Source organism: Paraburkholderia sp. FW306-2-2C-D06C, assembly GCF_058781505.1.
The window spans coordinates 54,251-78,377 of sequence record NZ_JBYSWU010000010.1; the positions used below are offsets into that span (position 1 = coordinate 54,251).

Here is a 24,127-nt window from a genome sequence, read left to right on the forward strand (position 1 = left end):
AGCCGTGCAGAGCCTACAGTTGACGGGCCCGGGAGGCATGGTCTTGAGGGCGGGCAGGCGCCGCGTAACTAGCGTGGTGGTCCGTTGTGCCTTCATAGCGTCTCTCACGCTGCTTTCGGCGGACGCGCTCGCCGCACCGGTCGACCCTGGCACCGTCGCCCCCCCTTCTTCCACAACGTCCCGTACGCCGCTCCACGAGCAGGCGAACGCATTGCCGGATTCGTCCATGAAAAGCCCAACCGACGTGAGCAACTCCCCGGCTGAATCGCATGGGCCCAACATCGCGTTTTACTACGGTGCCCATGTTCCGGTACCCGAGTTGTCCGCGTTCGATGCCGTCGTGGTCGAACCGGGCAGCGGCTTCGATCCGAAAGCAGCGGACACGCCTCACACCGCATGGCTGGCGTATGTGAGCGTCGCCGAGGTGACTCGGGACCGAGCCTACTTCAAAGAGATTCCGAAAGCGTGGCTGCGCGGCGAAAACAAAGCGTGGGGCTCGGTCATCGTCGACCAGGCCGTACCGCAATGGCCGGAATTCTTTGTCGATCACGTGATCGCGCCGCTTTGGGCTCGCGGATTTCGTGGCTTCTTTCTCGATACGCTCGATTCCTACCAGCTCGAAGCCAAAACCGATGTCGAGCGCGCCCGTCAGCAAGCCGGCATCGTCGCTGTCATAAAGACAATCAAGTCACGCTTCCCGTCCGCCCAGTTGATTCTGAATCGCGGCTTCGAGCTGCTGCCTCAAGTTCACGATCTGGTGTACGCCGTCGCATTCGAGTCGCTTTACCGAAGCTGGAATCAGGTGCAACAGCGCTATGAGGAAGTCACACCGGCAGACCGCTCGTGGCTGCTTATGCAGGTGCAGGCGACGAAAGCCTATGGTTTGCCCGTTGTGTCGATCGACTACTGCCCGCCAGCCGACACGCAGTGTGCGCGAGAGACTGCCGCGAAGATCCGCGCGCTGGGCGTGATTCCTTACGTGACGGGACCTGCACTCGACATAGTGGGCGTCGGCGCGATCGAAGTGGAGCCGCGGCGCATCCTGGTGCTGCAAGACAGCGATCCGCGTGCCGACCTTGCACAATCCGATGGTGTTCGGTATCTCGGCATGCCGATCAACTATCTCGGTTACGACGCCGACTACATCAACGTAGCCGATTCCCTGCCACAACAGCCGCTCAACGACCGATATGCCGGAATCGTGTTGTGGATGAATCGAGATCATCCGCAGCCGCGAGAGCTGCGTGCCTGGCTCGCGAAGCAGATCGACGCAGGTATGCACGTCGCTGTAATCGCACGCTTCGGCATGGCACTTGATCGCAAGCTGCTCGAGAAGCTGGACTTGCAGCAGGTGGGCGGGTCGCCGCAGGGCGTGCTGCGGGTCAGAGCATTCGACCCGTCGCTAATCGGATTCGAGATGGCGCCACAGCCTGACTCGCACGACTATGTCGCGGTTCGGGCCGGTGCATCAGGTCGATCGCTGTTGCGGCTCAACGCGGGCGATTTCGAGGTCGACGCGGCGGCGATCACCCGATGGGGCGGCTACGTGATGCGGCCGTTTGTGGTGGTCCAGATGGCCGAAACGAATCAGGCACGCTGGGTGGTGCAGCCGCTCACGTTCCTGCAACAGGCGTTACGTCTGCCGGCGATGCCTGTCCCGGACACGACGACGGAAGCCGGCCGGCGCCTTCTGATGACCCATGTCGACGGCGACGGATTCGGACTGCCGGCCGAGTCCGGCAGCGCGCAGCAGGGCGCACACGCGGGGGACCTGGTACTCGGCATCCTGCGCAAGTACGGATGGCCGACGACTGTGTCCGTCACCGAGGGCGAGCTGTCGGATGGCGGGCCCTATCGTGCGTATGCGCGAACCTTGCGTGCAATCGCGCGGCGGATCTTCGCATTGGCAAATGTAGAGATCGCTAGCCACAGCTATACACAGCCATCGCAATGGATGCGTTCCGTATCTGAAGCAAACGAGCCCGGCAGCGGCAGCGGTGCCAAGCCGAACTGGCTAGCGGTCAATATTCCCGGCTATCGCTTCAGCATCGATCGCGAGATCGCCGGTTCCGCTGCCTTTATCGGCCGTGAACTCGCGCCGGCAGGAAAGCCAGTCAAGATGTTGCTGTGGAGCGGCGACTGCGCCGTGCCTGCCGCGGTGCTTAAGGCGACGTATGACGCGCGCCTGCTGAACATGAACGGCGGAGAGACTGTGATCACGAAAAGATACCCGAGCTGGACGGCGATCTCACCACTTGGCGTGACGAGAGAAGGTTACTACCAGGTCTTTGCACCGGATCAGAGCGAAGAACGCTACACCCACTACTGGCAGGGGCCGTACTACGGATTCGAGCGTGTGCTTGAAACGTTCGACATGACGGACCGTCCGATGCGCTTCAAGCCGATCGACGTTCACTACCACATGTACGCTGTTACCAAATACGCGTCGCTTGTCGCACTCGACCACGTGTATGCGGCGCTCGCTAGCCAGCCTCTCAACCCGGTGTTCGCGTCCGAGTATGCGCAGAAGGTGCTCGACTTCTACAACTTTTCGATTGCCCGCGATGGCGATACGTGGGTGGTGCGCGACAGCGGTCAATTGCGCACCGTGCGGCTTGCACCGGGAGACGTGCCGGATCTTGCAACCAGCACCGGCATTGCCGGCTATACGCCGGGTCCAGCCGGCGTCTATGTGCACCTCGTCGGCAGCGAGGCGCGCATCAACGTGCTGCATGGTGCAGCAGCGACGCACGCAAACGCTTCGCTGCCGTACCTCGCTGACGCGAACGGGCGCGTAGAAAGGTTCGCGCGTTTTGCACAGGGGCTGTCATTTGATTTGCGCGCCCATGTGGCGCCGGCGTTTCGGCTGGTGAATGTGCGCAGCTGTCGGGTGACCGCGGATGGGCACTCGCTGACGCCGGACCATTCCGCCGGTGCAAACCCGCGCGCCGCCCACGCGGAGCAATCCGCGCCAGCCGGCCTGCGGGCGACCGGTGAACGCGCGGCGATGATGGCGGGCCAGACAAGCGGGCAGTTAAGCAGCTATGGCGTTGGGCGGTCCACCGTTGCGGCCACCAGTTCAGAGCAACTCGTCCATGTGGATGTCGACTGTGCAATCTGACCGGCAAAGACTCATTTCGCCCTTGCGCATCCTGGGCTTCGGCGCGGTGGTCGCTTTTGCTCTCGTCGCCGTGTTTCCGCGCGGCACACTCGAACTTCGGCTGCTCGAGGGGGGAGGAGGTGACGCGTTGACGGTCGCCTACCTGGAGGCATGGCTGCGGGCCGACCCGAATAACGTCAACGTGGTCTATCACCTGACGCGCGAGTATCTGAGCGAGCAGCGCTTCGACGACGCTGAGCGCTTGGTGGCCAAGCAACGTACGTCACCGGATGCTGACGTCAGGCAACACGCCTTGTTGCTCGACATCGATATTGCCGAGCGGCGCGTTTACGCGCTGCCGGACGGCGACATGCAACGCGCGCACCGGATCGAGCAACTGGACGGGTTGCTGAGTGACGCCGCCAGTCGTGCCTGGTCACCGGAACAACTCCAAATGCTTGCGAAAAAAGCCGCCGCGCTGAACGATGGCGCGCTCGCCGGGCGTTACTACCATCGTCTCGCGATGCTCGAACCCGCGCGCGCATCCTACTGGTTGGGCAAAGAGTCGGCCATCCAGCTTGCCGGCGGCCATTACCGCGAAGCGGCCGATGCGGCGTTCGCCGCCGAGGCGGCCACGCGTTCACTGAATGACAAGCGCGAATTCTTTCTCGCCGGGCTGCGAGCATTGCAAGGTGGTAACTTGTTGGCCGATGCGCTGAAAGCCGCGCGCGCGCATATCGGCCCGCTCGCGAACGACTCGCGCACGCTGCGCTTCCTGATCCAGTTCGCGCTTGCCGCCGGCCGACCGGATCTGGCTGCCGAGTATGCAAACCAGCTGTTGAAGGCGCGTTCGGGCGTCGCTGACAAGCAGGGTGCGGCAGCCTTCGAGTTCGCGCATTGGCGCAGCCAGAGGCAATTTGGTTTCGGCTTCGCAACCTGGCGTGCCGGCGATCGACCAAGCTTGATCCGAGTCGCGCAACAAGGCGACATAGTTAGCCCAGGTACGCCCCCAGGCGATGGATCTGGCGATGAGACTGCCGTGAGCCGTGCTGGCAATGGGGATGACGACCTCGCGTTCCGGGTGTTCGTGTCGAACGGCCGTTTGCGTGAAGCAGCGGACGTTGCCCGGGCAGCGTTGGCGCGCGAGCCGGATTCGATCCTGTGGCATGAGAGGTTGGCCCAGGTGGCGATATGGAACAACCAACCGCGTGTCGCGCTCGACGCATACTTCTGGCTTGCCCGAACGCGCAACGATGAAGCGTCGTGGCAGCAGGTGTTAAAGTTCGCACCCGCGCTGCATGACGATCGTGCGTTGCTCGCCGCATTGCGCCACGAAGCAGAACAGGCAAATGGTGGCACCGCTGCAGACAGGCAGCGGCAACTCGAATGGGTCGACAAATTCGTCGCCACCGAAGAATGGCTGGCCGATCCGCGCGCCGGCCTGCAGTTTCTCGCCGCGCGTGCGCACGGCGCGCTGCGGCGGCCGGTGTTGGAACGCTATGCGACGCTTGCAGGGCGAATGGGCGACGATGGACTCGCATTGCAGACCTGGCAGACGCTCGAGCAAGACTTCGGCCCTGATCCCGCGTATGCGTTGAAGATTGCGACAACGCTATACGGGCAAGGTCGCTTTGACGAAGCGACGGCGACGCTCGAATCAGCGAAAACTGTTGCCGCCGCCCAGCCAAAAGGCAACGATGACTTCTGGCGCTTCTATGCTCTACTTGGCGGGATTGTTCAACGCCCGCCGGTGGTCGTCGAGGCTTCCAGGCGTTTGCTGGCGGGAGGTCGCGAGACATCGGGCGATCTTGACCGGATGATCGACGCATTGGACGCACAGCCGCTCGATGCCGGACGCGTTGCTGAATTCGCGTTCCGGCGCAATGGCGAGCAGCGCGAATTGCAACTGGCGGTATACCACTACACGCGGGCGCATGCCTTCGGGCGAATCGCGGCGCTCCTCGATTCATTGACGCCGGAGCAACGTGCTGCGGCGGAGCGCGAGCCGGCGTTCCTGCTGGCGCGATCGCAGTATTGGCGATCTGTCGACGAACCAACGCGAGCGCTGCAGGATGTGCGCGCGGCATTACGGCGTGATCCGGACAATACCGAAGCGCGCACGGCTTTCGTGTGGTTACTGAACGACCAGGGCAGCGATACCGAGCTGCGCGCGGCGTTGCGTGCGTACCGTTTTCAGGCAACCAGCGACTCGGCGCTGACGGGTGCGTTTGCTGCCGCTTACTTGAGGCTCGGCGACGCGCGCGCAGCCTTGCATTACCTCCGGTTGAGCGCGCCATCACGCCGCAGTGATCCGCTGTGGCGACTTTCCGTTGCTGACGCCCTCGAACTCAATGGACAGATTGACGAAGCATGGAGAGTGCGTCGCAGCGTGTGGACCGCGCTACATCGCCAAAAAATCAATCGGACGAGTCCGTCCCAATATACGCCTGACGAATACACCATGCTGCGGGCGCGCTTCATTGGACTGACCGATCATTTTGCGGGCAGTGATGCGTCGAGGCAACTGCTGATCGAACTCTTACGCGAAGATACGCAAGCGAATTCGGCCTCATCCGAGCAGGTCGCCTCGGAGCTGGGTGATCTCTCGATGCTCCCGCCCGCGACCGCCGCGCAGTTGACTCAACGCACACGGCACTATTCCGCCGCAGCGCGAGAGGCCGTGCTTACCTGGACCCAATCTCACAATGGATACGGGTTCGAGCGCGACTGGCTCGAATGGCAATACGCGCAACGTCTCTCGCAGCCGGCGTATGCCAACGTCGCGATCGCGCTCGCGGAGAACGACACCGCAGAATTATCGCGGCTCCTCGACGACCCGTCTGAGCATCTGCCGCTGCAGACCAGAATTGCCGCAGAGCTACAGACGGGCCGCATTGAGGCTGCGCAACGGGATGCGTTCTACGCGCAGGACTTGCTGCCCGATAACGATCAGATGCATGCCACGCTGGTCGACGCCATGTTGCCGACAGCACAGGCGATCGCGCCGGGGTTTCGGTTCGTACGTGAAGGACCGCTGTCGTTCATCGAAGGTAGTCTCGCCGCAGGAATCCGGGTTACGCCCACGCTATCGTTTGCGTTGCGCTACAACGATCGCGCTCAGCACGGCGACGATTCGTTGCCGGGCGTTCCTGGGCACGATCGAACGATCGACGCGGTATTGCGTCGCTTTGGCGCCGACGATCGCGAAACGCTGGTGGCGGGGCGCCGCAGCGCGCTTGCGGATGTGACGAGCTTGCGCTTCGAAGGCTCGTTTTTCGACAGGCATCCTCTGAGCTTCAGTTTCGCGTTGGGACGCAACCAGGAGGCTACCGAAACGGCACAACTGCAAGTCGGCGGCGTCAAGGACAATCTGATCGTTGCCGCATCTTTCCGTCCGGATCCACACATATTCTCGCGTGCTCGCGTCGAGTACGACCGCTTCTACGGCCAGGATCGCTCGTTCCTCGGCCACGGGACCGTGTTCGACATAGATGCAGGGTACAAACTGCGTAGCGACTATCCGGATTACACGATCCGGGTTGCGTTCACGCACGGTCAGTACAGCGCAAACGGTGCGCCCGGCGCGCTCCTTCGACAACTGGTGCCAGGCGGCTCGCCGTTTTCTGCGCAGCAGTTCGTGCCGAACACATTCACCCAGGCGGCGCTTCTCGTCGGATTCGGCAACGGCATCATGGACGGCTACTCCCGCGCATGGAGGCCGTTCATCGAGGCCGGGCCATTGCGTGATTCCCGCGCCGGGTGGGGGGAGCGTGTGACTGCCGGAATCGTCGGCAGTGTGCTAGGAACGGACCAGCTAGGCTTTTACGTGACCCACTCTAGCGCCTCGCAAAACCACTCAACACCGGTCACGGAGGTCGGGGTTCGCTATCGCTGGATGTATTGAAACTGAATCGAAGGGGAAAGAGATGAAAGCGTTCACATCGCCACATGAGGCACGGAAGTCGACGCAGTCCGGGCGGGCACGCCTGACCGTCCGCTATTGGCTTGCCTCATTGGCCGTATCGAGCATGCTGATGACAGCGTGCGCGAGGATCGATGGCGGTCCGACCTCGCGGTTCGAAGGCAACGGCAACTATAGCGAGCTTCGCAAAGCCGATGCCCCTTGGGCTGTGCTTCCAATCGAGAATCATACTGAGACGATGAACGCCGGTCAGCGTGCCGCATCGATCGTCACGAGCTTTCTCTATTCCCAAGGCTTCAAGAACGTGCGGCAGTATCCAGCCCCAAACGGCGATGACGCGCTATTCGAAGCCGGCAATGAAGACGAGTTGGCGAAAGCGAAGCAGTGGGCGCAGCACAACAAGCTGCACTACGCTTTGGCCGGCGCGGTGAACGAGTGGCGCTACAAGGTGGGTGTCGACGGCGAACCGGCAATCGGCATCGCGTTGCAGGTCATCGACCTCGACACCGACACCGTCATTTGGACAGGTCTGGCGAGCAAGACAGGCTGGAGTCGCGACGCGGCCGCAGCGGTCGCGCAGGACCTCGTGAAACAGTTGCTTGCACCGGTTGTGGGACCTGCATCGAACAGATCATCGTCATGATGCGGACGGTTCATGTGTGTGCGGCCATCGTGCATACGGAAGCCATGGGAGTGGCGGGAAGCCTCCCCGCCACTCGGCCACTGTACCCCGCTGTTAGTCACACGGGTACTTAGAAGCCCCAATAGCACACGACTTTCTGTCCCGAGCTGGCATCCGACGCATAAGGCGAGAATTTATGCGACCGGCTCTGGCTGTATGCGCTCCAGGCGGCGGTCGTGTTGGAGCATGAGCCGGCGTAGTCGAGCGTCGCAATCCAGAAGGGGTTTCCGCCCGGATGCAGTCCAAGACCTTGCCAGTTCAGCAATTCAGTCTCGGCGGTGCTGTCATAGCTCGGTTGATAGACCTCCTCGTGGGCAACGCCGTCGAGCAGGCTGCTGAATGACACGCCGCCCGTGGTTCCGAGCCGGGTCACATCGCTCGTCGCGTTCTGCATCACGATCAGGAGGTTCGGATACTTCTGTCGCAACATGCGGACCAGGTCGAGTCCGCCTTGGCTGCACTTTGCGTCACAGGGACCGTTAGTCGTGGACGTGCCATGTTCCACGATCTCCAGGTTGTCGAGGTAGAAGCCATCCGCGCCTTGAGCAACGAGCCTGGGCGCGACGTAGTTGAGAATCAGGTTCTGGTAATCCGGGTTGGACGGGTTCATCCACGTTTCGTCCGAGTAACCTTGATACGCGCCGAGTTGAGCGGCTTGATTTGCGCCGCACGATACGAAGCCGGCAGGCGCCTGGTTCCAGTAGTTGCGCCAGTGCTCACATGAACCGACGTTGAGGTAGCTCAGGACCTTGTTCTGGCCGTTGGCCTTCAGCGTGACAACATTGTCCGGGGTGAAATTGCCACTGTCGGGGTCCAGGTCGATATCCATTACCCGAAAGGTGTTCGCGACACGCGAGAGATCGCCGAGGCTGGGGGCGTCACCGTAATATGACATCCACGGCCCCGCGACCGGGAACCCGGGACCGCTCGACGCCGTGGACGTGGTCGAACTCGTGGACGTAGTCGAGCTGGTTGTCGTAGTGGACGTGGAACTCGTCGACGAGCCCCTCGATTTGTTGGCGACAGCCTGAGTGCTGGCGTCGCTACCGCTTCCGCCGCCGCAGGCGCTAAGGATCACGGGAAAGATCAGGGATAGTGCAAGTGTGGAAATACGTCGCATCGGTTGTTCCAGGTTAGAGGTTGGTTGTTGCCATAGCGCTGCCATCTTCCACTCGTTGTTCGCTGGCAATGAAAGGCTGTCCGCCAATAGACGGAGGATGTCCTTCGTTGAACTCAAGGGAATGAAAACTGTCGACGGGGTGTCTGCTCAACCGCCGTTTAACGCACGGCGCACATGATTCCGCCAAGTCCACATCGCTGCGGCAGCTTGGTGCGCCAGCAACGATGTATCCGATTGAAAGTATGATTTTGCTTAAATCATATCAATCTATATAAATCAGACAATTTGAAATCCATATAAATCAGACAATTTGAAATAAATTGAAAGAGACTTTAACGGGGAAAAATTGGCGTTTCTGTAACTAGATTTAACTTTAGTAACTAATCGTGAGCCTCTAGCCCCGCCAAGGACCGCGTGTATGCCAGCGAAAGGGGCGATGCGGGCGTTTGGATAGGCTCCCCTCACAAGGGGCCAAATCACGCACCTGGGCATGTCGCTTTAACGTTTGGTTACGGGCCGGCGCTCGCGCGTCGCGGTCAATCCGATGAACAGCACGTTGCCCAGTTTCAACGGGCGAAGTGTGGGCGGCTTGCGGTGAGCGGGTCGACGCGCTGCATTGCCGCGCGGTGGCGGAGGGACGTTAGCGCGTCGGTTCGTATCAGTTTTCCGAAAATGCGGCAGCCGCCAGGTTCGCCGTAGTGTTTGACGGCGCGCCGCCGCGGCCGCTCATCGGATGCCGGTCGCTTCTCGGACTCGCGCCGAACCGCGCGCGATAAGTCCGCGAGAAATGCGATGGCGACTCGAATCCGCAGGCGACGCAAATCGACGTGATCGACATATCGGTCTGTTGCAGCAACTCGCGCGCGCGGTCGAGCCGCAACTGGAGATAGAAATGCGTTGGCGTGTCCTTGAGCGACGCACAGAACAGCCGCTCCAGTTGCCGCCGTGTCACGCCGATTTCCTGCGCGAGCCGATCCGACGTGAGCGGCTCTTCCATATGCTGTTCCATCACGCCGATCACCTGAATCAGCTTGCGGTTGTGCACGCCGTAGCGCGCCGCGATCTCCATCCGCTGATGATCCGAGCGTTGCCGGATCCGGCTCACGACAAACTGCTCCGACACCGCCGAGGCCAGCGCCGCGCCGTGCTTGCGGCCGATCAGATCGAGCATCATGTCGATCGACGCGGTGCCGCCCGCACAGGTGATGCGCCGCGCGCCGATTTCGAACAACTCCTGGCTCGCGTCCAGCGCGGGATAACGCTCATGGAACGCCGACAGCGCTTCCCAATGCACGGTCAGGCTGTCCGAGCCGCTAAAGAGGCCGGCTTCCGCGAGAATGAAACTGCCGGTATCGATGCCGCCTAGCGTCGCGCCGGCGCGGTCGAGGCGCTTGAGGCAATCGCCCAGCGTGCGCGCATAGCAGGCGAGCGGGTCGAAGCCCGCCACGACGAAGAGCGTCTGCACGTCCTTGACGTCGCCGATCGCCGCCTCGGCGTTCATCGAAATGCCGTTGCTGGCCGCCACCGGCGCGCCGTCGAGGCTCAAAATGTGCCAGCGGTAGAGATCGCCGCGAAAGCGGTTCGCGACCCGCAAAGGCTCGACCGCCGACATGAAGCCGAGCGCCGAAAAGCCCGGCAGCAGCAGAAACGAAATATCTTCGGGCATCGTGCGGGAACTCGATAGAGGAAAGACGCAGGCGGGCGCGGGGTTGCCGGACCCGGGTGGCCGGAAACCCGGATGGCCATCTCCGGATGACCGGCCTGCCGGATGGCCGAACTCCGGATGGCCGGCCTCCTCGGTTCTCCGGCGAGCGTAGCAAGCCGCGCGCGGACCGGCAAGACACGCCAAAAAACACGGCGGCGCCGATGTTGCGCCGCATCGCACGCAATGCTGGGTTTCCCTCATGGTCGCACGCGGACAAGAACGGGTCGCTGGCGGTCGCTTCGGCGGGAAAATGGGGCATTACCTTTAGGTCACTCTTGGATTCATTCAGCACCTCGAGCCGTATCACGCATGTCTGGTGGGCCGCCCGTCCGCGGCCTGATTCGAAACACGCTGCAAAACGTGTCCGTTAGGGGGAACGTCATGAAGTTACGCGTCAAAACCTTGCTTGCCCGCTTTGTCCGCTTTGTCCGCCTTGCTTGCGTGGCTGCCGCTGCCGTCACCGCTGCGCCGGCGTTCGCACAGGATCCGGCCGCCTGCCGGGCCGTCCACTTCGCCGACATCGGCTGGACCGACATCACGTCGACAACGGCGCTCGCCTCGGCGGTCTTCGAAGGGCTCGGCTATCAGCCGGTCACCAGCGTCGCTTCGGTGCCGATCTCGTTCGCGGGGCTCAAGAGCAAGCAGCTCGACGTGTCGCTCGGCTACTGGTGGCCCGTGCAGGAAAAAGCCATCGCGCCGTTCGTCGACTCGAAGTCCATTCAGGTGCTGCAACCGCCGAACCTGACCGGCGCCAAGGCGACCTTCGCGGTGCCGACCTATGAATACGACGCGGGTCTCAAGACCTTCGCCGACATCGCCAAACACCGCGCGGAACTCGACGGCAAGATCTACGGTATCGAGCCGGGCAGCAGCGCGAATGCGGCGATTCAGAAAATGATCGCGACCAATCAGTTCGGCCTCGGCGGTTTCAAGCTGATCGAATCGAGTGAAGCCGGCATGCTGGTGTCGGTGGACCGCGCGATCCGCGAGAAGAAGTGGGTGGTGTTTTTCGGCTGGGAACCGCATCCGATGAACATCCAGGTCGACATGAAGTATCTGACCGGCAGCGAGGGCGTGTTCGGTCCCAACGACGGCGAAGCGCGCGTTTATACGCTGACGTCCCCCGATTTTCTGACGCGTTGCCCGAACGCGGGCAAGCTCGTGAGCAATCTGCGCTTTACGACGCAACTGGAAAACGTCGTGATGCAGTCGGTGATGAACAAGGAAAAGCCCACCGAGGCCGCGAAAGCGTATCTGAAGAAGAACCCGCAAGTACTCGATGCATGGCTTGCCGGTGTGAAGACCTACGACGACAAGGACGGCCTGCCCGCGGTGAAGGCATATCTCGGTCTCTGAGCCGCTCAGCCACCAAGTCACCAGGTCACTTTGAAACGCGCATTTTCAATTCACAGGATTTAGCACGCATGAATCATGAAGTCATCGTGACCTGCGCGGTCACCGGCGCGGGCGATACGGTCGGCAAGCACCCGGCCATTCCCGTCACGCCGAAGCAGATCGCCGAAGCCGCGATCGAAGCGGCCAAAGCCGGCGCCACAGTCGCCCATTGCCACGTACGCGACCCGAAGACCGGGCGCGGCAGCCGCGATCCGCATCTGTATCGCGAAGTGGTCGACCGGATTCGCTCGTCGGGCACCGATGTGATCATCAATCTAACCGCCGGCATGGGCGGCGATCTGGAGATCGGCCCCGGCGAAGAGCCGATGCGCTTCGGCGCCAACACGGATCTGGTGGGCGGCCTGACGCGGCTCGCTCATGTCGAGGAACTGCTGCCGGAAATCTGCACGCTCGATTGCGGCACGCTCAATTTCGGCGACGGCGACTACATCTATGTATCGACACCGGCGCAATTGCGCGCCGGTGCGAAACGGATCCAGGAACTCGGCGTGAAGCCGGAGCTGGAAATCTTCGACACGGGACACCTGTGGTTCGCCAGGCAGCTTCTCAAGGAAGGCTTGCTCGACGCTCCGCCGCTGTTTCAGATCTGCCTCGGCATTCCATGGGGCGCGCCCGCCGACACGACGACGATGAAGGCGATGGCCGACAACCTGCCGCCCGGCGCGCAGTGGGCCGGCTTCGGCATCGGCCGCATGCAGATGCCGATGGTCGCGCAGGCGATGCTGCTCGGCGGCCACGTGCGCGTCGGCCTCGAAGACAACATCTGGCTCGATAAAGGCGTGCATGCGACGAACGGCACGCTGGTGCAGCGCGCGGTAGAGATCATCGAACGCCTCGGCGGACGCCCGCTGACGCCTGCGGAAGGACGCAGGAAACTCGGCCTGCCCGCACGCGGCGAGCGGCAGCTGGAGCGTCGCGCGGCCGAACAGTACGCTTGAATCAGTGCGCCTGAATCAATGCGCCTGAAGCAATGCAATGTCCAGCGTGTTCAGTATCTGAAACCCTGAATCTGAAAACCTGTAAGGCAAAGGATCGTCAGCAATGGCAGTGATCGTCGATATCAAAACATTTGCAGCGATCGGGGCGGGCGTGATCGGCAGCGGCTGGGTGGCGCGCGCGCTCGCGCATGGTCTCGATGTGCTCGCCTGGGACCCGGCGCCCGGCGCGGAGAAGCAGTTGCGCGAGAACGTCGCGAATGCATGGCCGGCGCTCGAACGTGCGGGATTGGCGCAAGGCGCTTCGCAAGCGCGCCTGCGTTGCGTCAGCACGATCGAAGCGTGTGTGGCGGAGGCGGATTTTATTCAGGAGAGCGCGCCGGAGCGCGAAGAATTGAAGCTCACGTTGCACGAGCAGATCAGCCGCGCGGCGAAACCCGATGCGATCATTGCATCGTCGACCTCGGGGCTGTTGCCGAGCGATTTCTATGCGCGCGCTGTCGATCCGCAGCGCTGCATCGTCGGACATCCGTTCAATCCGGTGTATTTGCTGCCGCTCGTCGAAGTGCTCGGCGGCGCGCGCACGGCGCCGGAAACGATCGACGCCGCGCTGCACATTTATCGTTCGCTTTCGATGCGGCCGCTGCGGGTGCGCAAGGAAGTGCCCGGCTTTATCGCCGACCGTCTGCTCGAAGCGCTGTGGCGCGAGGCCTTGCATCTGGTCAACGAGGGCGTGGCGACCACCGGCGAAATCGACGATGCGATCCGCTTCGGCGCGGGCATCCGCTGGTCGTTCATGGGCACGTTCCTGACCTACACGCTGGCAGGCGGCGACGCCGGCATGCGTCACTTCATGCAGCAGTTTGGCCCGGCGCTGGCGTTGCCATGGACTAAACTGGTGGCGCCGAAGCTCACCGACGAACTGATCGATCGCGTCGTGGACGGCACCGCCGAACAGGTCGGTCCGCGCTCGATCAAGCAGCTCGAGCGTTATCGCGACGACTGCATCACGAGCGTGCTGACGGCGATCAATGAGGCGAAAGCGCGGCACGGTTTGCATCCGGATGAATGACGCGTTACACGTGTCGCGTGGCGGCAAGAAACACACGTCAGCGTACTTGAGCGCACCTAAGCGCACCATGCATCGGCCGAGCCTCGCCGCAGGCCGATGCAGCCTGCACAGATAAAGGACACCATTGCACATGCCGAACACCGCCACGTTGCCCAGCTATCGCGACACGGTGCGCGCCGAATGGGTCGACTACAACGGCCATTTGCGCGACGCGTTCTACATGCTGGTTTTCAGCTTCGCCACCGACGCGCTGATCGATCAGATCGGTTTGCCCGACGCGGTGCGTAAAGCGCGCAGCCGCTCGATCTATACGCTCGAAGCGCACATCAACTATCTGCACGAGATCAAGGAGGGCGCGCAGGTGCGCGTCGACATGCGGGTGCTCGCGCACGATGCGAAGCGCTTGCATCTGTACCTGGAAATGTTCGCCGATGACGGCGCCGAGCCGGTCGCCGCCGGCGAGCAGATGCTGCTGCACGTGGATACGAGCGGACCGCGCGCGGCGCCGTTCGACCCGGACGTCGAAGCGCGCGTGCGGGAGCTGGCCGACGCGCATGCCGCGCTGCCGCCGGCCACCTTTGCGGGCCGCGCGATCGGCTTCGGCTTACCGGTCAAAGGGCCGAAGGGCGAGAGCACGCAGGCTTGAGCCGGCCGTCGCGCTCCGTGCCGGCTCGCAACCCGCTTTCAGCGCGCGCCGGTCTTTCGCGCTGGAACTACGAATCTCCTGTATGGACGCCGCCTGACGCATCCCCTAGCCTGAGACTCCTGAAGGCGCCCGTCCGGCAGCTGGCTGCTGCGTGGGCGCCCGGCATGGCGCGGCAGGGCCGCTCGACAGCTTTGCATGGGACCGGAGTAAGCGCTAAAGCGCCAACTCCGATCGACAGCTTTGCATGGGACCGGAGTAAGCGCTAAAGCGCCAACTCCGATCGACACGGGAGAACCACGATGCTCATGGCAATAGATGGAGGTGGCAGCGTCTCGCCCAATCCGCCACCCCCGCCTTCGGCTCACGACGTGTCCGCCGCCCAGCAGGCGGTGCAAAAGGCGCTGGGCGACAAGTCGCCCAGCGATGCTTCCGCTTTGCAGGACGCCGTCAAGAAGGCAGAGCAAGCCGACGCGCAATTGACCCGCGACGCGCTCGCGCGCGCCGTGATCCTGCTGCAGGCGCAGTACAACGCCGCGCATCAGCAGGCGCAGAATGCGCAGGACCCGAAGGTCGATGCGATCACCGAGGCGGCCAGCCAGATCGGTCTCACGCACCAATTCGACAATGCCACGCTCGATGCCGCGGCCAAAGCGCTCAGCGACGGCCCGCTCGTCATCGATAGCAGCACCAGCAACGCGCCGGTCACCGCGGCGAACGCACGGGTGGCGATCCAGAAGGGGCTCGACGGCGGCATGACGCTGACCGAAGCGGTCAACGCGGCGCGCGTGCAGCTCGGCGGCAACGAACAGGACGAAACGGCGCTCGACGAAGCGGCGCTGGCGATCAAGGGCGACCAGATCGTTGCCGATCCGAATCACAAGGCCGGTGACGATCCGCTGAAAACCGCCGCGCAGCAGCTGGCGGACCTGAAGATTTTCGCGAGCCCGGTGCAGGACGCGGCGCTCAAGGCGCTGACCGTCGACGTCAAACCGGCCGCCGATCTGCCCGCCGCCGCGCAGCAGGCGCAAAGCGCCTATGCGGCCTTGCAGAAGGACAAGGCAAGCCATGCGTCGGCCCAGCAGATCGCGCAGGACGAAGAGGCCTACCATCAGGCGCTCTCCGGCGAACTGAACGCGGCCGCCGGCGAGACCGGCAACGACTGGCGCGGCGATCTGCTGCAGATCGACCGGCGCTGGCAGGCCGAACAGGCGGTAACGGATGCGAATACGGCGAAGGGCGTCGCCGATGCGTCGCCATCTGCCGATGTGCGCAGCGAGTTGAAAGCGACCGAGATCCTCGACGCCGCCCAGGCGGCGCGCGGTTCCGGCGATCCGGCCGGCAACCTGAAGGCCGCTCAGTCGCTGACGCAAAGTTTGCAGGGTCTCAAGACCGACGATCCGCTGTACACCGATGTGACCGGCGACGCGCGCACCCAGGCGCTGCAAGCCGCCGCCTTGCAGGACATCGAAGGCGCGCATGGCGGCAACGCGACCGACACGCTGAAGGCCGAAGGCAACGCGTTGTCCGGCTACCGGAACACCTTCCTGTACAAGGATCTGCTCAGCGCGGCGCTCAGTTCGCCGGTCACGCAGCACAACCTCCAGCAGGTCGGCACGCCCGGCAATCTCGCGGATATCGCCAACCTGCTCGCCGCCGTCAAGCAGGCTTCGCCCGAACTCGCCGTCGCGCTGTACAAGCAGAATCTGCAAGGCAAGCTCGACGGCCTGATCAAGAACGGCGCGCCGCTCGACTATGCATCGACCACTCAGACCATCAAGGATCGCGACAACTACTACGGTCCGATCGGCACGATCGTCGACGCGCTCGGCGGCCCGAAGAGCGCCGACGCGCAGCCGGTGATGCAGGCGCTGAAAACGCAACTGACCGCGCAACAGAACGAGATCGACCGCGAACGCCAGGCGGACGTGGCGTACGGGCAAACGCGCTTCGATACGCTCGGCTTCGCGCGCATCGATGGCGCGTCGCTCGCGCCCTATCAGGCGATCATCGACCAGGACCCCAACAGCGAACTGGCGAAAACGCTCGAAGGCCCCACCGAACTGAAGCCGACGCCCGCGCCGGTGCAAGCCGCGCCGCAGGACGCGCAGCAACTGGCGAAAGCGCAGCAGGCATTGAGCGCTCAGCTCGGCAACGGTCCGGTCGATCAGCAAAGCCTCGACAAGGCACTGGCGGCCGGACGCAAGGACAATCCGGCGATCACCGACGGCACCTGGGCGCAGGCCGCGCTGCTGCAGAAAGCGCAGGCCGACGGCCGGCAATGGCTCACCGCTAACGCCGCCCAGCTGAAGGCCGGCGCCAAGGTCGATACGATCGACCCGGTCGCGCAGGCGTCAGACGAACTGTCGAAGATGCAATTGTTCGATGCCCGCACGCTCGCCGGCGCGACCGATGCGGTGCAGGGCGGCACGGTGGCCGCCGCCGCCGATGCGCCGCCGTCGAAGGGCGATCCGGCGCCCGGTCCGACCTCGGCGTCCGACTACCTGTCGCAACTGCTCAGCGAAGGCATGAGCATGAAGGCGGCGCTCGTCGCGACGCGCGCCTATCTCGGCGGTCAGGCCAAGGACGATTACGCGCTCGCGCAAGCGGCGCTTACGGCGGATGCGCCGAAATACCTGTCGGCCTACTACCAGGACCCCACCAACAAGGACAACGATCCGATCCAGGCGGCGTCGAAGGATCTGGCGGCGCTCGGCGTGCTGCAGCCCGATGCGCTCAACACGGCCACCCAGGCGATGACGCAGGATCCGAAGCCGGACGACAAGGCGTTGGCGAGCGCCGCCGGCAAGGTGAACGACGATTACCAGAAGGTCCAGCAGGCGCAGGCCGACCTGGCCAAAGACTCGAAGAACCCGGCTTTGCAGCAAGCCGTCGCGAAAGCGTTGCAGACCTATCACGATGACCTGACAGTCGCGCTGAACGCCGCCGCCGGCCGCCAACCCAACGACAGCGCGTGGCAAACGGATCCGAACTACGTCGACACGATGTGGAAAGCGCAGTTCGCGCTCGAAGGCCAAGTGCTGGCGCCGCAAATCCAGGCAGCGCAAAACACCGGCAAGGATTCGCCGGAAAGCAAGGCGCTCAATGACGCGTTCAACCAGTTGCAGCTCGCGCTCAGCGCGCAACAGGTGATCCAGCAGACGCGCTATGCGCAGCAGCAGAACGGCGGCGCGGGTCCGGGCGATGCGGCTGCCGCTCAGGCACTGAGCCGCCTGATCGGCGGCATGAAGCCGGGCGATCCGCTCTACGACCAGGTGATGGGCGACGCGACGATTACCGGCCTGCGAAGCGAAGCGCTGCAGTCGATCGTCGATGCGGGGGCGCTGCTCCCGTGCATTGCCGGCCACAACGGCATCGACGACGCAAAGGCGCGCTTCGCTGCTGAAGGCAAGCAACTGGCGGCGTACGCCGGCACGGTGTTTTATCCGCAACTGCTCGACGGCGCGGTGCAAGATCCGCAGACCCAGCAGCTCTTCACGGAGATCGATTCGCTGGTGCGCGGCAAGAACGATCCGAAAGACAAGCTGAACACGATCGCCGACTTCATGCACGCTTCGACGAGCGCCGACCTCGCCGCGGCGCTCTACCAGGCGAAGTTCGCCGGCGACGGCAAGCAGGACGGCGTGCTGCAATGGACCGCCAGGGCCAACGATCTCGACGCGGTGTCGCGCATCTATGCGGCCGGCGGCGGCGCTGCCAATCCGCAGATGACGGCGTTGCGCAAAAGCATCGAGGGGCTGATGGGCAAGCCGCTCGGCAAGGGCGGCTTCGGCACCGTCGATAGTTCGTCGCAGTACAACCAGACCGTGATCGCGACGGGGAGAGTCGCGCTTGTCAGAGGTCAGGGTTTCGGGCTCGGCGACGTCAAGGACAAGAAAGACGGCTCGGCGCAGCTCGCGCAGGACATGCTCGACGACGATCCGAACAGCAAGGTAGGCAAGGAAATCGCGCGCGAGACCGGCTTCAAGGACGCCGGCAAACCGGTCACGCCGATCGACATCAAGGCTCATCCGGAACTGAAGCTGCAGCCCAACGCGCCGTGGCCGTCCAGCCCGGACATCACCACCGTCGTGACCTCGGACGGCCATGTTGCCGGTCTCGGCGCGCAGGACGGCATGCAGGTCGTGACCAGTTACGACGCGGTGCTCAACGCGGTCGGCGCGGCGGAAAGCAGCAAGGGTCCCGCTTACACGCCAGGCTCGCTGCAGGACGAGCAGGCGCTCGCGCTCGGCCAGTTCGCCGAATACGACCCGAACGAGGTGGTGTACGACCACGGCCGCAAGACTACGCTCGGCCAGATCGTCGACAGTCTGATGAAGGGGGAGGGCGTCACCCAGCCGAGCGGACACGCACCCATCGCGCTCACGTCGCTGTCGATGCAGTGGTGGGACAACCGCGAAGGCCAGGGCAATCCGGCGCTCCAGGCCGCGGTGATGGAAGGCATCGACGCGAAGGGCAACGAAATCGAAGTCGGGCCGGCCGATACGACCGCGCGTTACGGCTATTCGGATTGGCAATCGCATACCGGGCTCGACAAGGGCCTCCTGATGGCGCAGCCGCACTGGGTGCTCGGCGGCAACGGCTCGCTGCTGACCGGCGAGTCCTACTGGACCACCTACAAGCCCGACGATCACTGGTACGACTGGGACCATCTGAAGACTGATCTGGAGATTGCCGGCACGGTCGCCGCCGGTCTGCTGACGACCCTCGTGCAACCGGAAACGGCGGCATTGTGGCTCGTGGTGCTGTCGGATCTGGCCGACGCGTACTTCGCGGTGAGCGCGGCGCAGGGCGCGATGCAGTCGATCAAGGCGTTGAATACCGACCACGGATATCGCAACGGCTGGAACTGGCTCAGTCTGGCCGCCAATGTGCTGGGTGGCGCGGCGGGTGTGGGCGGGTTGGCCGGCCGCACCACGACGGCGATCAGCCGGATCGGTGTGACCGATAAGGTGTTCACCGATGCAACCGGGCTGACACGCGTGGCGCGCGGCGCGAGTGCCGAAGACAAGGCGTATGCGAGCATCGTCAACGGCGGCGCAAAACCGCTCAGCGAGTTCAAACATACGCTGCCGGAGTTGCTGGCGCGCCGTGCGCTGGTCGGCTCGCCTGAGGCGGCGGCCGACACGGCGAGCCTCGTGCGGGCGATCTCGCGGGTCACGGAGGGCATGCCGATGCGCGCTGTCGGCATGGGCGCGGTGACCACCAACGTGGCTTCCTTGGGCTATCAGGGTTATCAGTTGCTGAATTCGAACGGCCAGGCAAGCGCGACAGACTGGCTGCAATTTGTCACGTCGGCGGGTCTGGCCGGCGTCGGTATCGGTGTGAGCCGCGGCCGGGGGGCGGGAATCGGCGACGAGCCGGTCCAGAAGCGTGCCGCGGCCCGTGCCGCACTGCCCAAGGGCTGGCGCCTCACGCCGGCGAACCTGATGGTGCCGCCAGCGGGCACGCTTGCGGTGCCCGAAGTGCCGGGCTTCACGCGTACCGCGAGTGGTTTGCTGGTGCCCGATACCCCGGCGCCGGCGCCTACGCCGCGGATCATCGTGGCGACCTCCATGACGCAAGCGCTGGCAACCGCACCTGACCCGCAAGCCGGCCCCACATTGCCGCAACTGATCTTGCCGGCTTCGCTGCAAACCGGCGGGACAGGTTCACAGGCCGCGCCGCCGCAGCTTATCGCACCGGCTTCGGCCCGGACCAACAGCCCGACCGGGCAACCAGCGGCGAATCTGGCGCCGCAGCCTGCCGCGGCGAACGCCGGCGCTCCGTCCCGGCCAGCTCAGCCGCTGCTGCCAGAGCAATCTGCACCAGCGCAACCGCAAAACCTGGGAGACGGGCAGTGGCCGAACCCGGCCGGCAGGCCGGTCGTGGCGCGTCCTTACCAGTTGGTGCTAGACCTGATGGCGCGGCACGACCCCGGCAGCCTGTACCAGATGCTGGTCAAGGCGGGCACGATCACGAGCCCTAAGACGTTCGCGGCCGACCCGCTGACGTTGAGTCTGGTCGATATTCCGGGCGGCCTCGAACATGTGATCGCCGACATTCATGCGCATTGGCGAGGCTACGACCATCGAGACGGTATCGTGCTGGAATCGCTGCTGAACGTGGCCGGTGACCATGCAACGATCCTGTTTGGATCGATTCCGCAATTCTGTGGCGAGAGCCATTATTCGAGTCTGAATGCACCGACGCTGACCATGCACGACGCGGCGGCGATGGACGAACGTGTTGCGGAGAATTTCAAGAAGCTGTACGACAATCCAGCTACGCGAGGCCAGGCCGCGCGCGCGTATCTGTCGTCGACCGGGATCGATTTGTCGAAGCCGGGTTCGATCGGCTTCCTCACCACGTTGCTGAAGAAATACCCCGGCTATTTCATCTCCGAGGGCGAAAAAACCTTCAACAAGGAAGCCGTCTCGAAGATGATGGGAATGAACCGGTTCAAGCTCGGCACACCGGAAGCCCACGCCAATTTCGAGCTGGCCGAAAAGATCGGCTTGATCGAGCTGATCCATAACGACTGGGGTCACCATGGCGAGGCCGCGGGGAACGCGCGGCCGGCCCCGGTAGAGACCGGCTATGAATTCGTCAAGCCGCTGCTGGACCAGTTCAGTCCTTATCCCAACCTGAATCTGGAGCTGGCGCACTCGGGCCTTGGCCGCTTTGTCCGTCCCGACATGCGCATGACGACTCACGCGATGTTCCCTGACGACAGTGTGCCCGGCGGCATGCGCCATGAGTTCGTCAGCGACAAGCCGATGCCGAACCATATGGCGGTCTGCCGCTACATTCTCGACACGCTGCCGAACGCGCATATCGACCTGTCATGGAACGACGTTGGTGAGGCGATCACGCATCCCGACATGATCGAAGCAGCCGCGGATCTGCTGGTCGACTACTCGGGACGCGTTCATAACGGCTCGGATACGGTCAAGCCGGTCAACGCCGGGCAGTACAACCAGTCGCTGACCACCACCTCGCCGCTGATCGCGCGGGTTGCCCTGCGCGATCCGGAAGCCGCCTGGCAATTCCTGCGCGGCGCCAGCGAAACGCTCTTCAACCAGGCGCAAGCGCAAGTCGCCGATTGGACCGAAGGGCAACTGATCGCCGACGGCCGCGCCGCCGACGTGCAGGCGATGCGCGCTATGCACGACACACTGCGGCCCTTGCGTGAGCAGAACCTCGCGCAGGCACGCGCGCGCTACGACGAATGGGTCGCGAAACTGCAGTCGAAGGCGAATGCGCAAGCGCAGCCTGGCGGAGCCAATCAGCCGGTGAGATATTCGGCGTATCAGTCGCCGATCGAAGGTTCGAAGACGCGCCCCGCGCCCGGCGGCAGTCCGGGCGGTTCGTCCACCTCGCATGGCAAGCCTGGCGACCTGAAGGGGCAAATCCTCGGTGGCTTGCTTTCAGGACTGTTCACGACGGGCGCAAGCGCCGCTGTAGTCGGCGGCGAAAATCTCGCCCATCAGCAGGCTTACGATGCATCGCTTGCGAGCACGCTGGCGTTCATCACGCGCGGTGGCCTGACGGCACTCAAGACCTACAAGGGCGAACTGGATCGTCTCGACTGGGAGAGCGGCTTCGAGCAGGGCCATTTCAGCGACGCCAGCCTGAACCGCTTCGCCACCTACTTCAAACAGTACGCGGGCGGCCTCAAGATCAATGACGAACAATTGGTCAAGCTCGCCGAGATCACCGAACAATTCCGCGCCAACCTGGCTTATCTGTACAGCCTGGACGCGGACAGGTTCGACGCGCCCGGCAGCAAACCCGGTGAGCAACCCACGAGCAGCGGGCTCGAACAGCAACGCTTCAACGCGATCATGGCCGCGGTCGGCCTGTATCAGATCAACGTTGACCGCACGCTCGGCTTCCAGGCCTCGTCGGCGAGTCCGCTCGCCGACGGCCGCACATGGCCCGGCAAGCTGTATCGCGGCGCGATTGGCGCGACCTTCACCGGCAATCTGATCTCGACCGTCCACTCGCTGGAAACACTGCCGCTGCACTTCGATACGCCTGCGCACGCTGCGGCCGCGATTGCGGGGCTAGGTTTCAACGGGATCTTCGGCCTCGCCAATGCGGGCCTCGCCGTGCATAACTTCACCGAGCTTGGCAGCGGTTTCATCGGCGACAACATGACGACGACGAAGGCGCCGCTGCGCTGGCTGCAGACGGGGTCGATGATGGGGTTGCCAGTGGCTTCGGCGTTCTGGGCAGGCAACGATGTGATCAATCATGCCCTGATGAACCCGACTCTGCCGAATATCGCCGTGGCCGCGTTCGATGCGGCGCTCGATCTCGCCTTCGGCAAATTCACCTACGACGCCGCGAAGAATACCGGCAACAAAGGCGCATGGCGCAGTCCGGTCGCGGGTCCGGGCGCGCTCGCCAAGCCGCAATATCTGTTCGCCGCCGCGCTGATCGCGCGGATGGTCATGCAATTGGCGTATGGATCCGGCGGTGCGCCGTCCAGTGCGCAGCCTTCTCAGGCGCCGGGCACGAACCAGAATAATCAGCAGCAGCCGGGGCAGGGCGGCACACCGCCGTCGACGCCCAATCCCAACCCGACGGCGAGCCCAGCGCCTACGCAAACGGCATCTGCACCGCCGTCGACCCCGACCCCGAAGCCAGGCAGGCCGTCCGCGCAGCCCTCGCAATCTCCGGCGCATCCGACTGCCGTCACACATCGGGTCGGAGCCAGTGAAACATTGACGATGGTGGCCGATAGTTACCAGGGCGGCTTATTGACTCGAGCGGAGGGTAAGGACACCTCTCTGTCGATGCGGCAGAAAGAACATCTCGCCCTGATGCGGCTGCTCGAATTGAATTCGACAGTGCCGGCCAATCCGGACACGGATCCGGTAACTGGCGACACGCTGACTGTCGGCTATGCCGACCCTCAGGGCTCGCTGTTGCCCTGGCAGGCACCGGACACCGCGCCGAGCGAATGGAAATTTGTCGATGCGCAGCCGGGCGACTCGCTGGCGAGCATCGGTGCGGACCATCATCTGCTCTTTGACCAGATCCTCAATCTGAATCCGCAATTCCGTGCGGACTTCAACATGATCGGGATCGGCGACGAAGTTCGAACGAAGTGACGTATTGAGGCAGGCATGCTGTCTCCTTTCCCAGCCCGACGCCCGACATCTGGGCGTGCGGGCCGTTCGTCGTGGCAACGGCCGCCAATCACCGGCTCCAGATCCTTTCCGGCCCGCCTTTCAAGCCGCCGAAGGTGCGCACTGATCGCGAATTGAGTCAGATGCAAACGGCTCGCTGCGCGCGTGAAAGCCGCCCTCTTGAGCGACGCTAACGAAAGATCGGAGCAGAATGGTGTCAAACATAATTCGTTCGAAGAGGTCTTTGGGAGTCCGACGGTATTACTTTGTTTTCAAATCGACGAGAATATGTTGAGATAGTGTGACTAGAGCGTCGGGTCGATGAAGGCGCAAGGCAGTCGTGCAACGATAGCGGTTCGTCGGCATGCGTCATGTTCACGCCGCCTTCGGTT

11 protein-coding genes are annotated in these 24,127 nt (G+C 63.6%); 8 read left to right on the forward strand and 3 right to left on the reverse strand.

Features of this window, described 5'->3' with window-relative positions:
* Positions 1-226: 226 nt before the first annotated feature.
* Genes AC3WLT_RS09980 through AC3WLT_RS09990 form a run of 3 tightly spaced genes read left to right on the forward strand, consistent with a single transcriptional unit; the run spans position 227 to position 7,665 of the window.
* Positions 227-3,121 carry a bifunctional glycoside hydrolase/polysaccharide deacetylase family protein gene (locus AC3WLT_RS09980; protein ID WP_492591717.1) on the forward strand — a complete coding sequence of 965 codons (2,895 nt, stop codon included), beginning with the start codon at positions 227-229 and terminating at the stop codon, positions 3,119-3,121.
* Complete coding sequence (locus tag AC3WLT_RS09985) at positions 3,096-7,004, forward strand: tetratricopeptide repeat protein (RefSeq protein WP_492591718.1); 3,909 nt, start codon at positions 3,096-3,098, stop codon at positions 7,002-7,004. The genes AC3WLT_RS09980 and AC3WLT_RS09985 overlap by 26 nt, the downstream gene beginning before the upstream one ends.
* Before the next feature lie 22 nt (positions 7,005-7,026).
* Positions 7,027-7,665, forward strand: a complete 639-nt coding sequence (locus AC3WLT_RS09990; RefSeq protein WP_492591719.1) for a hypothetical protein — start codon at positions 7,027-7,029, stop codon at positions 7,663-7,665.
* A gap of 109 nt (positions 7,666-7,774) precedes the next feature.
* Here the strand turns inward: AC3WLT_RS09990 and AC3WLT_RS09995 are convergent, their stop codons facing one another.
* Positions 7,775-8,824 carry a glycoside hydrolase family 191 protein gene (locus AC3WLT_RS09995; protein WP_492591720.1) on the reverse strand — a complete coding sequence of 350 codons (1,050 nt, stop codon included), beginning with the start codon at positions 8,822-8,824 and terminating at the stop codon, positions 7,775-7,777.
* A 658-nt stretch (positions 8,825-9,482) separates the two neighbouring features.
* Complete coding sequence (locus AC3WLT_RS10000; protein WP_492591721.1) at positions 9,483-10,490, reverse strand: GlxA family transcriptional regulator; 1,008 nt, start codon at positions 10,488-10,490, stop codon at positions 9,483-9,485.
* 420 nt (positions 10,491-10,910) lie between these two features.
* Between AC3WLT_RS10000 and AC3WLT_RS10005 the strand changes: the two genes are divergently transcribed.
* From AC3WLT_RS10005 to AC3WLT_RS10025, 5 genes are all read left to right on the forward strand, one after another.
* A complete protein-coding gene (locus AC3WLT_RS10005) occupies positions 10,911-11,885 on the forward strand; it encodes a choline ABC transporter substrate-binding protein (RefSeq protein WP_492591722.1) in 975 nt (324 codons plus the stop codon).
* 68 nt (positions 11,886-11,953) lie between these two features.
* The gene (cdhC, locus tag AC3WLT_RS10010; protein ID WP_492591723.1) at positions 11,954-12,883 is read left to right on the forward strand and encodes a 3-dehydrocarnitine:acetyl-CoA trimethylamine transferase CdhC; all 930 of its coding nucleotides are present in this window, start codon (positions 11,954-11,956) and stop codon (positions 12,881-12,883) included.
* Between the two features lie 103 nt (positions 12,884-12,986).
* A complete protein-coding gene (locus AC3WLT_RS10015) occupies positions 12,987-13,952 on the forward strand; it encodes an L-carnitine dehydrogenase (RefSeq protein ID WP_492591724.1) in 966 nt (321 codons plus the stop codon).
* 130 nt (positions 13,953-14,082) lie between these two features.
* Positions 14,083-14,598 carry a thioesterase family protein gene (locus AC3WLT_RS10020; protein WP_492591725.1) on the forward strand — a complete coding sequence of 172 codons (516 nt, stop codon included), beginning with the start codon at positions 14,083-14,085 and terminating at the stop codon, positions 14,596-14,598.
* 299 nt (positions 14,599-14,897) lie between these two features.
* Positions 14,898-23,717, forward strand: a complete 8,820-nt coding sequence (locus tag AC3WLT_RS10025) for a hypothetical protein (RefSeq protein WP_492591726.1) — start codon at positions 14,898-14,900, stop codon at positions 23,715-23,717.
* Here the strand turns inward: AC3WLT_RS10025 and AC3WLT_RS10030 are convergent.
* Complete coding sequence (locus AC3WLT_RS10030; protein WP_492591727.1) at positions 23,624-23,956, reverse strand: helix-turn-helix domain-containing protein; 333 nt, start codon at positions 23,954-23,956, stop codon at positions 23,624-23,626. The genes AC3WLT_RS10025 and AC3WLT_RS10030 overlap by 94 nt on opposite strands.
* Positions 23,957-24,127 lie beyond the last annotated feature (171 nt).